Here is a 12862-nt window from a genome sequence, read left to right as displayed (position 1 = left end):
CCCCTAACCCCCCCGGGGAACACGACCCGGAGCAATGATGCGAACCCACCCCCACTCCCCTATGCTGAGGGAAGGACCCTCAACCCGAGCGAGACTCCGATGACCGCCCCCGAACGCGACCCGACCCTGATCGACGCCGAGGCCCTGCTGGCCGAGCTCCTGGCCGCCACCCGCCGACGCCTCTGGCTGCATGCCCGCGTCGCCCTGCTGGCCGAGATCGCCGGGCCCGACCTGGGCGCGGAACTGGCCGGGATCGCACGCCGCCACCGGCATACCGACATCCGCCTGCTGGTCGACGACGACCTGGCGCTCAAGGAACAGCTTCCGAGCCTGGTGGAAAGCATCAAACGCCTGCCCAGCGCCGTCTCGGTGCGCCGCCTGGAGGCCGCCGAGGAAAGCCCGCTGACCGTCACCGCGATTGCCGACCACAGCGGCTGGATGCAGCTCACCCAGGCCGGCGGGCGCCGCATACTGCGCGGCGACGTCGACGATCGGCCGGGCACCCAGCGCGCCGTCCAGGACTTCGAGGCCAACTGGAGTCTCAGCGATGAAGCCGTCGAACTCCGCCGCCTCCTCGTCTGAGCCGCCCGACATGACCGAGCGGCGTTACCTCCTGCGAGCCGCCCTCGCGCTGGCGGCTGGCACCCTGCTCCCCGGCCTCGCCGGTGCACGCGACACCCACGCCGAGGTCGCCGTGCTGCCGCTGCAACACCGACCGGCGAACAGCCTGCTGCCCGAGCTGCAGGCCCTGTTCGGCGACACCGCCACCCTGCGCGGCGACGGCTTCCGGCTGCTGGTACGCGCCGACGCCCGCACCCTGCAACAGATCCGCGAAGTCGTCGCCGAACTCGACACGCCGGCCCAGGACCTCGTCCTCTCCGTACGCCGCCACCGCGACGCCCCGCGCACCGAACGCGGCACCGGCCTCGAGTTCGAGAGCGGCCCGGAGGGCACCGAGGGCCGCATCTCCAGCCAGCGGCTGCGCACCACCCGCCGCGACGACCAGACCCAGCACCTGCGCCTGCGGGAAGGCACCGAGGCCATCATCCTGGTCGGCGAGACCCGCGCCGCCGGCTTCCGCATCCTCCACGGCCGCGCCGGCGTCGGCATCGAACCCCTGCTGCAGGACACCGCCCGTGGCTTCCGCGTCCGCCCCCAGGTCCAGCCCGACGGCCGCATCCGCATCGCCATCTCCCAGCTCCACGAAGGCCCCCTCCCCCGCGGCGCCGTGGACCGCGACGCCATCGACACGCAACTCACCCTAGAGCCGGGCACCTGGCACACCCTCGGCGGCGTCCACACCGAAACCGACGTCACGGAACGCGGCCTCGCCTCCCGCCGCACCACCCGCGACCGCGACACCCTCACCCTCGAAATTCGCGTCGATCCCGCCCGCTAGCCCGCTCCCATGATGCGATTCGCTTCGCTCATCGGCATCCTACGGAATAGCACTGCCCGTAGGGTGCGTTGACCCCGCGAAACGCACCCACAACGGCGGGAGTCACCCCTTCGACCAAACCCGCCAGATGGCACGCCGACACACCCGATCATCGTCCCGGAAACCGCAACGCGGTTATCCGGGATGTCCCCCGCCCGCCCGAACATACCCCTCTGGCACGCCCCCACACCGTGGTGATACAGTCGTTTAAACAATGTCTATACATCTTGCGGGTGGAGCAATGGCCGAGACACGACTGAACATCAAGCGCTGGGGCAACAATCTGGGCGTCCGGCTTCCTGCGGCCATCGCGCGCGCAGCGCAACTGGAGGCGGACCAATCCGTGATCGTCTCCGTCGAAGGCAACCAGATCGTAATCCGTCCGGAAACCACTCCATCCATGAGCCTGGAGGAACGCCTGAAAGGATTCGACCCGGACAAGCATGGCGGCGAGGCCATGTGCACGGACGTGATTGGAAATGAACGATGGTAAAGCGTGCAGCACCCAAGGACTGGGTACCCCGGCGCCGTGACGTCATCTGGATAGACTGCAACCCTCAGGCCGGGCGGGAAATGCGAGATATTCACCCCTTCCTCGTCCTGTCGCCGACCCAATTCAACGCCCGCACCTCGCTGGTTCTGGGGCTCCCCATGACCACTGCCGATTCCAATGCGACCAACCCCTTCGCCGTGGTGGCGGGCACGACGCCGGATGCAAGAACCAGCTACATCCTCTGCCACCAGGTAAAGTCCTTCGACTGGCGCCAACGCAACGCGACACCCCATCCAGCCGGACAAGTGCCGCAGGGGACCTACCGGGAAGCCTGCGCGGTCCTCAACCAGATCCTCGAACTCTGCCCCGATCCCGCCTAGGGAGACGCTGATTTAATCCGCCGCCGTTCCCGCCCGGAGAGCGGGTTTGGGATAATGACGCCAAGTGTTCCGCCCGAGGAACCGACGGGGTCAAACCTTTGCGAGGAACCGACGGGGTCATGGAACCGACGGGGTCAAACCTTGCCTTTTGCCCCCGTGGAACCGACGGGGTCAAACCTTGCCTTTTGCCCCCGCGGGAACCGACGCGCGGAACCACGAACCGACGGGGTCAGACCTTGACTTTTGCCCCCGCGGACACGATTCGACTCACTCGCGAAAAATGCAGACCGAAAGTGGAACCGACGGGGTCAAACCTTGCCTTTCGCGAACCGACGGGGTCAGACCTTCGCGAACCGACGGGGTCAGACCTTGCCTTTTGCCCCCGCGGACAGGATTCGACTCACTCGCGAAAAATGCAGACCGAAATGGTCACCGATAGCTTTCAGCGTGTAGCCACCGGACGCATACGCGCGCCGAATGGCTTCATTCCTCGGGACGCTTGCCTCCAGGAATTCGAGCTTCGGCGGCACAGGCCGCTGCTGGGCCTTGGGGTATTCCGGGTCCAAGTCCAGCCTGCCGGACTGACCTGCCAGCCGCGCCTCGACAAAGGCCTCGGAGCCAAGAAATAGCTGCGCATGCAGATCATTCCAGGGGGAGGTACGTCCGATTCCCTCATGGACAAACCGCCGATAGGCCTGCTGTCGGGAGGCGGCCGGGCCGAATTCGTCCAGCACGCGATCCGTCGATAGCCACGAGACGGCGTCCGAAAGGCCCGCGGTGGGCCGGTAGCTGCTCCACTCCCAGTCCGCAGGATCGTCGATCAGATGCGCACGCACCGGATTGAGGACGATGTAGCGCGCCAATTCCAGAAGATACGACTCGCGCTCGACCAGGATCGCCTTGTACCGGCCTTGAAGCACATGACCCACACGCCGGTGACGGCGGTTGAACCGCTGCGTGTAAACGCCATTCAGCCACTGCATCCCCCGGCCCAGGTTCGCATCCGGCGTTTCTACCAGAAGGTGATAGTGGTTGCCCATCAGGCAGTACGCAAAGACCACCCAGTTGAATCGCTCGACTGCTCGCGCCAGCGTTTCTTCGAAGCGCCGATGGTCAACGTCATCCAGATAGATCCAGTCCCGCCGATTGCCGCGCGCCGTCACGTGATACAACGCCCACGGATACTCCAATCGCACCGATCGAGCCATCCCTGCTCTCCCCGTCTTGTCCCTGACAACCGCGAGTACAACCTAAATCAGACCGTACCAACAACCCGATTCCGACCGGCCTACCGCCCGTCCCAAAGTCGAATCGGGCGCGCGGAAACCCCGAGGGGCAAAAGGCAAGGTTTGACCCCAGGTTTGCATGCCAGCTAGCGCCCGGGTGGCGAACCCACCAGCCTCAAACATAAAAAAGGCCCCGAACGGGGCCGAAAGATACGCACAAAAAACGGGGCCCCTGGGGGCCCCGCCAATACAACTACAAATGTATTGTTATACCGCTTGGAAGCAGTGGCTACCCTTAGAAGGACACCCGCATGCCGCCACCGACACCGGTGAACGACAGGTCGCCGGTGTCCGGACCGATGGCCGCGTCGTCCGTGCTGGTGTAACCCACACCGGCAAACGCCATAACACGGTTGCTGAAGTTGTGCTTCACAGCAATCGCGGCGTAATCCGTGTTCGGATCCCCATCCTTGAGGCGGGTGTGGCCGAGGTTCAACACGAAGTCGTTACGACCCATGGTGTAAGTACCGGAGACGAAGTACGTGTTCCCCCGGTTGCTGCCAGTTGGAGAAGCGTCATCCCAGTCAAAGTCTTCAACTTCGGCAACCAGACGGAACGGGCCGGTGGACCAGTCAACGCCAACCTTCGACGCACGGAAGTCACCAAACACAGGCGACGGGCCGCGACCTTCACCGACGAAATCATCCGCCTGAGAGTGAGCAATGTAGAGCTCGACAGGATTCAGATCGAAGTTCAAGCGAGCAGAGTACGCCGTATCGCTATCGTCGGCATTGTCAATAAAGACGCCTGCATCCAGGCTCACGATACCGAAGCTGTTGCTGTAACGAACGCCACGGTTCACGTAAGAACCGTTACCAAAACCGTTCAGACCGCCCAGACGAGCACCGTTAGCACGCCCCTGCATGAACGTCGCGTTCAGCGGGTCCTTGCCGGCAGTGCTGTAGGAGGACGACATACGACCTGCGATAACACGGCCGAAGTCGCCATCGAGACCGACGTAATTGTCACGGGCTGCGCCGAAAGCGTCCTGAGTCGTCGCGGACGATTCCATCTTCAGCAGCGCGGTCAGGCCATTGCCCAGGTCATGGTTGACCATCACGCCGATACGGCTCGGGCCAGAACCGTCACCCAGCCCAAACCCGAGACCGCCAGCGTCAGTCTGGCGGAAGCCACTGTTGAAGGTACCGCCATCGCCCGAGCCGCTGTGGTGGACGATCTGCGTCTGCAGCTGACCGAACAGGGTGACGTTGGTGTCGGCGGCGGCGAAGGCCGGGACTGCGAAGGCGCCGGCAACGGCGACTGCGAGAATCTGTTTTTTCATGTTGCGTATCTCCCAGGAGAGGTATGTGTTCGTTTCTACGCCTGCATCCACGGTCGATGCCGCGAATGACAGGTGTTTTATATACACCACGGTGTCTCGTTTCAACCCCTAGGCGGGAAAAAATTGCCACAGTAAGGGGGTATCCGTGACGGGGAGCGCTTTTCGGTAGATCAACGACTTGCGATCGGAGGCTTCGAGGGCGCTTGAATTGGATTGCAACATGCGGAATTACTGGGTTAATAAGCTAAAGCTTATGGTTGCCCCGCGAGACGCGGCGAGAATTCGATCAGGTTTTGCTTATTTTTCTCGGGTTTGCGGGGGCCGTGGCATTTTTCGGATCTGAAGAGGCCGGATCGACGGGTCGGATGCGTTGGGTTTTTGCAACAAGGAGAGATTTGGGCAGGGTCGCGGCCGGAGTGTTGCGGAAAGCAGACAGCGGTGCGGCGGTATGAGCGTGGGTCGTGACGACTAAAGGTTTTCGGGCTTTGGCGGGGGCTTCGCGGGCGAGCCCGCTCCTACAGGGTGGAAGGAAAAAAGGGAGAGGCTGGTAGCCGGGCGCAGGCCGAAGGTTAGAGGGGAGGGCCTCTCGTTCGGTCGTCCCGGAAACCACGCTGGGGTTATCCGGAACCTCGTGCCTGGGTGGTAGTAGGTACGCGGGGTATCGCTCCAAGGCTGGTGATCCCGGCTCTTCGCTTCGCTGCGGCCGGGTTGCCGACGGGGGCGGATACGGGCGGCGCATGCTGCTGGGGCGGGTCGAGGGTGACAGCGCTGGCTACGGCGATCCGATTGAAACTCGACGCGGGATAGCCTGAACCGTCAGGCCCTGCTCGCAAACACAGCGACCCCGGCTCGGCGAGCCGCGGTGATCAGGGCCTGGTCCAGTGTTGCAAGGGTGGCGCCGTACTGAAGCGCGAGTGCGAGATAGGAGGCATCGTACGCGGAAAGGCCATAACGCCTGGCCAGTTGAAGCGTAAGGCCGAAGACCGGATCGATGCCGCCCGGATCAACGGCCACCATGAGATCCTGCAGTAGCGCGAGGAAGCGCGTGGTTTCAGCTTCAGTCACCAGGCCCTGGCTTTCCGCACGGGCGACCACGTTGGCGACCTCCAACGGCCAGACGGATGGCGCGATCAGACGGATATCGCCCGACTCGATGGAACGCAGGACCGTTGCCGCGACTTCCTGGTCGGCGGGACTACCATCGGACAGCAGCCAGCGCATCACGATGGAATTATCGAGCACGAGATCCATCAGTCACGCCCCGACTCGACGAGGGCCTTGATATCCACCTTGCCCCGCGCTGGGGCCTCGGCCATCAGCTGCCGGAGGTTCCGCGCGGCCTGCACACGCCTGGGCGCATCGTCCTCCTCCAATGGCACAAGCGCAGCCACAGGACGGCCCCGCTGCGTGATGGTAAAACGCCCGCCCGCCTGCACCTTTCGGAGGAAACCGGAAAGGTGTGTCTTGGCATCGTGAGCCCCGATGATTTCGTGATGAGACATGCTTGCACCTTTATGGACCAGTGGGTGGACCGGTTGATATCAATATAGCACGCACAAAAACCTGTGGCGGCGCACGGGTAAGTGGTTGATAGCGCCGATGAAGAGTCCCGGCTTTGGCGGGGGCTTCGCGGGCGAGCCCGCTCCTACGTGGCCATGGCCGACGGCGCCTGTGGGAGGCTGCTTGCAGGCGAAGCGCCTGCCCGTGCCGACCTTTGGCAGGCGCTTCGCCGCCAAGGCGGCTCCTACGGGGCGAATGCGGGCGGCGAAGATGCGGCGGTTGAGACGGAGCGTTATAGGGATGATTCGGCTTGTGGCGCGCAGGTGATGCCGTAGGGGCGTTCGGGCTTTGGCCGGGGCTTCGCGGGCAAGCCCGCTCCCACGCGGCTTCAGCCAACGGCGCCTGTGGGAGGCTGCTTGCAGGCGAAGCGCCTGCCCGTGCCGACCTTTGGCAGGAGCTTCGCCGCCAAGGCGGCTCCTACGGGGCGGAGGCGGACGGAGAAGATTCGGCGGTTGGATCGCCGCGCGGCTGGGGCTAGTCGAGGCCGAAGGCGCGCAGGGCGAAGCGGCGTTTTAGCGGGGTCGCCTGGTCGACCAGGCGGATGCCGAGGCCGCGCAGTTCGGGGAGGCCGGCGGCGTGAGTGCCGAAGATCAGGCGGAAGCCGTCCATCGCGCGCTGCATGAAGGCGTTCTCTGCGCGGCGGTCACGGGTGTAGGCGCGCAGGACTGTCTCCGCACCCGGGTCGCGGCGGGCGGGGCCGTGCAGGCGCTCGACCAGGGCGCGGGCGTCGGCCAGGCCGAGGTTCAGGCCCTGGCCGGCCAGCGGGTGGATGGTGTGGGCGGCATCGCCTGCCAGCGCGACGCGGCCGGCGTGGTAGTCGCGGGCATGGCGCGCCACCAGCGGGAAGCTGGCGCGCCGGGAGGTGTCGGTGACGACACCCAGGCGGTGGTCGATCGCCTCTGCCAGCGCCGCGCAGAATCCAGCGTCGTCCAGCGCCAGCGTTGCGTCCGCCTGGTGCTCGGGCTGGGACCAGACGATGGAGCTGCGCCCATCCGCCAGTGGCAGGAACGCGATGATCTGGTCGTCGACGAAGCGCTGCCAGGCGGTGTCCTCGTGCGGGCGCTCGGTGGTCACGGTCGCGACCACGCCGCGGGCGTGATAGTCCTGCTCGCGCACCGGGATGCCCATGCGGTGGCGTAGTGGGGACTGCGCACCGTCGGCCGCGACCACCAAACGGGCGGAGGCGAGCCGCGCGTGCTTCGGTCCGTAGAGGTCGACCCGATCCGGGCGCGCATCCACGCTCTTCCATTCGGTCTCCGGCCACAGGTCGACACCGGCGGCCTCAAGCTCAGCCCACAGCACGGCCTCCAGCGCGGCGTGCTCCACGGTCCAGCCCAGCGCCGGCACACCCAGATCGTCGGCATTGAAGCGGATATGCCCCGGGCCGTGCGCGTCCCACACGCTCATGCCGGAGAAGGCATGGGCGCGGCGCGCCTCCAGCGCGTCCTGCACGCCCAGTGTGTCGAGGAAGTCCATCGAGGCGATGTTCAGCGTGGCCACCCGCGTGACGGGCGTGGCGTCAGTAAAGGTGGGCGCGGCATTGCGTTCCAGCAGCCCCACGCGCAGGCCCTGGCGCGCCGCGCCCAGCGCGATTGCGCCGCCGACGGCACCGGCACCGACCACGAGCAGGTCCAGCAACTCGCCTGTGGGGCGAGCGCTCATGCCGCGCCCCCCACATCCGGCCGGGCCAAATGGCGGGCCGTGTGGCGCGGCAACGGGCCCAGGCCCATGGCGGCCCGTGCGATCCGATCCCGCGCCGGGCGCAGGCGGTCGACGGCCATCATGCCGCTGCCCAGCGCATGCCCGCGCAGGCCGGCCGCGTGCAGCATGCCGCGGGCCAGGAAATCGGTCGTGGCGACCACACCGGTTACGTCGCGACGGCGGGCGCGCGCATAGGCTTCGAGCGTGGCCGCCGCACCGGGGTCGGTCACGAAACGCGGGGTGCCGTCCGGCTCGCGCCCGTCGCGCAGTGCGCCCAGCAGTGTGGCGACATCGCGCAGGGACAGGTTCAGCCCCTGCCCCGCCACCGGGTGCACTGCGTGCGCGGCATTGCCCAGCAACAGCGCGCGTTCCGCGACCGGCTCGGGGGCATGCACCCGCTCCAGCGGAAAACGCACCACGCGGCCGGCCGGGCGCAGGCGGCCCAGCGTCCAGCCGAAACGGGCCTGCAGCTCGCGCAGGCGCTCGGCGTCGTCCAGTTCCAGGCGGCGCTCGCAGGCCTCTGGCGGGGCCACCCAGACGGCGTTCATACGCCCGTCCGCCTGCGGCAGCAAGGCCAGCGGCCCCTCGTCGGTAAAGCGCTCGAAGGCCTGGCCGTTGTGCGGCCGCGCCGGCTGCACGTCAAAGACCAGGGCATCCGCCGCGTAACGCAGGCGGTTCACCGGCAGACCCAGGGCCTTGCGCGTGGGGGACTGGATGCCGTCGGCGGCCAGGATCAGGCGGGCGGCCCAGGTGTCCTCGCCTTCAGCGCCCTCGATGTGCAGCACGCGGCGCCCATCCGTCACGTCCCCCACGCCCGCCAGCGTGGACTGGTAGCGCACATCCACACCGGCGTCGCGGCAGGCCGCGTCCAGCATCGGCTCCAGCGCGACGGCCGGCACCACCTGCCCGAGGGCCTGGCGGCCATGGTCGGCGGCATTCAGATGCACCCGCCCCAGCCCGCCGCGACGGCTGACGACGATGGAGCGGATCGCGGTGGCCCGCTGCGCCAGTGGCGTCCAGTAGCCGAGATCGTCGAGGAACTGTACGGAGCCGGCCGCCAGGGCATAGCCACGGGTGTCGTTGGCGTGTGCATCCGGCGCGGGTGGCACCCCGCGCTCGAACAGCGTGACCGCATAGCCCGCGCGCGCCAGGGTGCAGGCGGCGAGGCCGCCGACCGGCCCGCCGCCGACGATGGCGATGTCGCAGGTGTTTGTTGTCAAGACGCACCCCGCAAAGGTGGGTCCGACGCCCCATTCGCCTGCAAGCAGGCTCCCACGGAGGATCGTGCATGCTGCTTCCTGTAGGAGCCTGCTTGCAGGCGAATCGCCCCGGTCCGGACTCCGGGTCGTTCACGAAAACGGAAGAGACGATGGGCGGGCATGGTCAGTCCCAGCCCGGGAGGTCGCCGGCCATGCAGGCCTCGATGTCGGCGACGGTCTTGGGGCAGTCGGCGGTGAGGACCTCGAAGCCGTCGCGGGTGACGGCGACGTCGTCCTCGATGCGCACGCCGATGCCGCGCAGTTCCTTCGGCGCATCACTGTAGGGCCCGAAATAAAGCCCGGGTTCCACGGTCATCACCATGCCGGGTTCCAGCTGGCGCCAGGCGTCGCCGACGCGGTAGTCGCCGACATCGTGCACGTCCAGCCCCAGCCAGTGCCCGGTGCGGTGCATGTAGAACGGGCGGTAGGCCTGGTCGCGGATCAGCTTGTCCAGGCGGCCCTTGAGCACGCCCAGCTCCTTGAGCCCGCGGGTCAGTTCGCGCACGGCGGTGGCGTGCGGGGTGTCCCAGTCGTTGCCCGGGCGTACTTGTTCGATCGCGGCGAGCTGGGCGGCCAGCACGCACTCGTAGACCTCGCGCTGGCGTTCGTCGAAGCGGCCGGAGACCGGAAAGGTGCGGGTGATGTCGGAGGCGTAGCCCTGTACCTCGCAGCCGGCGTCGATCAGCAGGAGGTCGCCGGCGTTCAGTTCGGCGCGGTTCTCGATGTAGTGCAGAATGCAGCCGTTCTCGCCACCCCCGACGATCGAGGGATACGCGGTCTCGGTCCCGTAGCGGTGGAACTCGTGCAGCAGCTCGGCCTCCACCGCGAACTCGGTAAGCCCCGGGCGGCAGGCCTGCATTGCGCGCACATGCGCCTGCGAGGAGATGGCGGCCGCGTGGCGCATCAATTTGAGCTCGGGGGCCTTCTTGAACAGCCGCTGCTCGTGCAGGTGGTGCTCCACCGCGACGAACTCGTGCGGTGCACGCACGCCGTTGCGGGCCTTGGCCCGCACCCGGTTCACCCAGCCGAACAGGCGCTGATCCAGCGGCTCGTCGCGCCCGAACGGGGCGGCCAGCACGGCGCGGTTCTCCATCAGACCCGGCAGGATCTCGTCGATGTCCTCGATCGGGAAGGCGCACTCGGCCCCAAAGGTCTCCATCGCCCCGTCCGGCCCGGCGCGGCGGCCCTGCCAGGTCTCCTGGGTCGGGTCGCGGTCGCGACAGAACAGGATGAATTCGCCGGCCGGCCGCCCCGGGACCAGCACCGCCACCGCATCCGGCTCCGGGAAGCCGGTCAGGTAGAGGAAGTCGCTGTCCTGACGGAAGGGGTACTCGACATCCCGGTTGCGGGTGCGCTCGTGAGCGGCAGGAACGACGATGATCGCCTCGGGTCCGAGCGCCCGCATTAGACGCTGGCGGCGCCGGGCGAACTCGCCCTGGGGGATCTCCGGCATCCGGCCCGGCCGGGGGGCTTGTCGCGTTCGCGTCATTGCATCGGGATCCGTTTCGGGTCGTCCGGGGCCAGCTCGTCGGCGATCAGCAAAACGCCCACGCGCACATATTCATTGAGTTCCTCGAAGGCGGCGGCGTTTTCCTCGTCGTCCTCCGGCTCCAGCTCGATGCGCGCGATCTCCGCGAAATCACGCAGGATTTCGCTGGCCTCGGCCGAGGGCTTGAGTTTGCCCAGACGCGGCGTCTGCCCCAGCCCGGCGATGAAGCCGTCCACCCATTCCGACAGGGCCTGCGCCTGCGCCTCGATGGCTTCGTCCTCCGGCAGCAGCGGGCCGAAGCCCAGCTCCACGTCATACAGCTGGGCCAGCAGCGCACGCCGGATCGCCTCCACGGTCTTGCCGAAACGGTCCCCCGCGCCCTCGGTCAGCGGCAGGGCCTCGCCCAGGCTGCGCACCAGGGCGTCGACGTCGGCGCCCGGATCCGCCACCAGGCAGCCGGTGAACAGCCCGTGGGCGGAGGCCGGCGTCTGCGCGAAGCCCATGCTGCGCAGTCCGTGCTCCAGCTGTTCGCGCAGGGCGACGGGATCGCGCTCCAGCCCGTCCTGCGCCTTCGCGTTGCCGGTGCCTGGGTCGCCGACCATCAGAAGCTCTCCAGCCGCGCTTCGTAGGGGAACAGCAGGAAGCGGTAGAGATCGTCCCCCACCTGCAGGTGGGTGAACTGCGGCTCGCCCAGCTTGATCGCGCTGGAACCGGTAGAGGACAGCATATTGAGACCGAAGCGTTTCTCTTCGATCAAGGCGTTCAACAGCTGTTCCAGCTCCGCGTGCGGCACGCTCCCCGTGTTGTCGACGATCCGGCACGGCTTTCCGTTATGGGCCGTGCCCTCGATCACGGTGGCCTCGGGGCCGGGTTCGGGGGGCTGGGTCATGGGCAGCAACACTTTCTGGGAACGGGATTCGCCGTATTGTGGCCAGCGCGGGCACCACGCCGCAACAAACCTCGGAACGGCAAGTATGCGACCCGCAAAAAGTGAAGGTGTTCCAGCAAGAAGATGACCCAAGTTGACGCTTCGCGCGAAGCCCTCCTAGACTCCATGGATCAAACGCCCTGCGGCGAAGGCCGCCTGCCAACCGGGACCGAGGCCATGCAGCCGAACGACGATTCCGCGATCGACCCGACCGAACGCCTGGAGGCCGCAATCACGCGCCTGCTGGAGGAGCACGCGGCCCTGCGCGAGGAAAACCACCTCCTGCAGGAGCAGGTCCGCCAGCTCAAGGGCGAGCGCGCGGCCTTCAAGGAGCGCAATGAGCAGGCGCGCCACCGGGTCGAGAACATGATCGCGCGCCTGCGCTCGATGGAGCACAGCGAATGAGCCAATCCGAACCCGTCCGCGTCTCCATCATGGGCAAGGAGTACCAGATCGCCTGCCCGCCCGACGAGCGTGCCGACCTGTTTGCCTCCGCATCTCTGATTGACGAACGCATGCGCGAACTGCGTGATGGCGGGCGCGTGGTCGGGGCCGAGCGGATCGCGGTGATGGTGGCGCTGAATCTGGCGCACGAGCTGCTGGAATGCCAGCAGCAGAAGGCCGGTGGCGACTCCGCCGGCAGTTCGGCGCGGCTGGTCGCCCTCGCCGACCGCATCGAACAAACCCTGGGCTCGTCGCGCTAGCGCCATCGGCGGCGCCCCGCCGCCCTCCCTTTCTCCCGGACATGCACGGCCCGGGGACGACCCGCCACCCGCTACCCCATAATCATCATCCGGCGTTTTCGGAGGATTGGGTCGGCCGCCTGCCTCGTGGTGGCTGGTCCTGGTTCGTCCTCCGGTGTTTATGGTGCCTTCGGTCCGCAACCTGCCGATTTTTGGCTAGGCCTGGTTCGTCCTTCGGTGTTTACGGTGCCTCCGGTCCACGTACTGCCGTGCGCTGACTCGCCAGCGCGCCCCGAGTGACTTCTTTGCTCGTGCAAAGAAGTCACCAAGAAACACGCCCGACTGCCGCGACCCCGGCCCGCT

Annotated in this window: 15 protein-coding genes; 6 read left to right on the top strand and 9 right to left on the bottom strand. The window is 67.1% G+C overall.

Annotated elements, in window-relative coordinates; translation table 11 throughout:
- The first annotated feature begins 99 nt into the window (after nucleotides 1-99).
- From D105_RS0106285 to D105_RS0106270, 4 genes are all read left to right on the top strand, one after another.
- The gene (locus D105_RS0106285; protein ID WP_018876137.1) at nucleotides 100-582 is read left to right on the top strand and encodes a hypothetical protein; all 483 of its coding nucleotides are present in this window, start codon (nucleotides 100-102) and stop codon (nucleotides 580-582) included.
- Complete coding sequence (locus D105_RS0106280; protein WP_018877876.1) at nucleotides 548-1399, top strand: secretin N-terminal domain-containing protein; 852 nt, start codon at nucleotides 548-550, stop codon at nucleotides 1397-1399. Before D105_RS0106285 ends, D105_RS0106280 begins: the two co-directional genes overlap by 35 nt.
- A 280-nt stretch (nucleotides 1400-1679) precedes the next feature.
- The gene (locus D105_RS0106275; RefSeq protein ID WP_018877875.1) at nucleotides 1680-1931 is read left to right on the top strand and encodes an AbrB/MazE/SpoVT family DNA-binding domain-containing protein; all 252 of its coding nucleotides are present in this window, start codon (nucleotides 1680-1682) and stop codon (nucleotides 1929-1931) included.
- Nucleotides 1925-2311: a type II toxin-antitoxin system PemK/MazF family toxin gene (locus D105_RS0106270; protein WP_255349506.1), complete on the top strand. Its 387-nt coding sequence runs from the start codon at nucleotides 1925-1927 to the stop codon at nucleotides 2309-2311. The genes D105_RS0106275 and D105_RS0106270 overlap by 7 nt, the downstream gene beginning before the upstream one ends.
- A gap of 362 nt (nucleotides 2312-2673) precedes the next feature.
- Here D105_RS0106270 and D105_RS0106265 read toward each other — a convergent pair whose 3' ends face one another.
- From D105_RS0106265 to D105_RS0106225, 9 genes are all read right to left on the bottom strand, one after another.
- Complete coding sequence (locus D105_RS0106265) at nucleotides 2674-3519, bottom strand: transposase (RefSeq protein WP_026280436.1); 846 nt, start codon at nucleotides 3517-3519, stop codon at nucleotides 2674-2676.
- Between the two features lie 313 nt (nucleotides 3520-3832).
- Nucleotides 3833-4879, bottom strand: a complete 1047-nt coding sequence (locus tag D105_RS0106260) for a porin (protein ID WP_018877872.1) — start codon at nucleotides 4877-4879, stop codon at nucleotides 3833-3835.
- Between the two features lie 816 nt (nucleotides 4880-5695).
- Complete coding sequence (locus tag D105_RS0106255; RefSeq protein WP_018877871.1) at nucleotides 5696-6130, bottom strand: type II toxin-antitoxin system VapC family toxin; 435 nt, start codon at nucleotides 6128-6130, stop codon at nucleotides 5696-5698.
- Complete coding sequence (locus tag D105_RS0106250) at nucleotides 6130-6381, bottom strand: type II toxin-antitoxin system Phd/YefM family antitoxin (RefSeq protein ID WP_018877870.1); 252 nt, start codon at nucleotides 6379-6381, stop codon at nucleotides 6130-6132. Before D105_RS0106250 ends, D105_RS0106255 begins: the two co-directional genes overlap by 1 nt.
- Before the next feature lie 532 nt (nucleotides 6382-6913).
- Nucleotides 6914-8101 (bottom strand): FAD-dependent monooxygenase, encoded by a 1188-nt coding sequence (locus D105_RS0106245; protein WP_026280435.1) that lies wholly within the window; start codon nucleotides 8099-8101, stop codon nucleotides 6914-6916.
- Entirely contained in the window at nucleotides 8098-9360 is a 1263-nt protein-coding gene (locus D105_RS0106240; protein ID WP_018877868.1) for an FAD-dependent monooxygenase, read from the bottom strand. The genes D105_RS0106245 and D105_RS0106240 overlap by 4 nt, the downstream gene beginning before the upstream one ends.
- Nucleotides 9361-9523: 163 nt before the next feature.
- On the bottom strand, nucleotides 9524-10852 hold the full coding sequence (gene pepP / locus D105_RS0106235) for a Xaa-Pro aminopeptidase (protein ID WP_018877867.1): 1329 nt from the start codon (nucleotides 10850-10852) through the stop codon (nucleotides 9524-9526).
- A 32-nt stretch (nucleotides 10853-10884) separates the two neighbouring features.
- Nucleotides 10885-11490, bottom strand: a complete 606-nt coding sequence (locus D105_RS0106230) for a UPF0149 family protein (protein WP_018877866.1) — start codon at nucleotides 11488-11490, stop codon at nucleotides 10885-10887.
- Nucleotides 11490-11777: a hypothetical protein gene (locus D105_RS0106225; protein WP_018877865.1), complete on the bottom strand. Its 288-nt coding sequence runs from the start codon at nucleotides 11775-11777 to the stop codon at nucleotides 11490-11492. Before D105_RS0106225 ends, D105_RS0106230 begins: the two co-directional genes overlap by 1 nt.
- Nucleotides 11778-11993: 216 nt before the next feature.
- Here D105_RS0106225 and D105_RS0106220 point away from each other — a divergent pair, with 216 nt between their 5' ends.
- On the top strand, nucleotides 11994-12221 hold the full coding sequence (locus D105_RS0106220) for a cell division protein ZapB (protein WP_024326430.1): 228 nt from the start codon (nucleotides 11994-11996) through the stop codon (nucleotides 12219-12221).
- Nucleotides 12218-12520, top strand: a complete 303-nt coding sequence (locus D105_RS0106215; RefSeq protein WP_018866426.1) for a cell division protein ZapA — start codon at nucleotides 12218-12220, stop codon at nucleotides 12518-12520. The genes D105_RS0106220 and D105_RS0106215 overlap by 4 nt, the downstream gene beginning before the upstream one ends.
- The last annotated feature ends 342 nt before the right edge of the window (nucleotides 12521-12862 follow it).

The sequence above is a fragment of the Thioalkalivibrio sp. ALE28 genome, assembly GCF_000377425.1.
Lineage (GTDB): Bacteria > Pseudomonadota > Gammaproteobacteria > Ectothiorhodospirales > Ectothiorhodospiraceae > Thioalkalivibrio.
The sequence above is the reverse complement of the archived record's forward strand: the minus strand, read 5'-3'. Positions and strand labels throughout refer to the sequence as shown.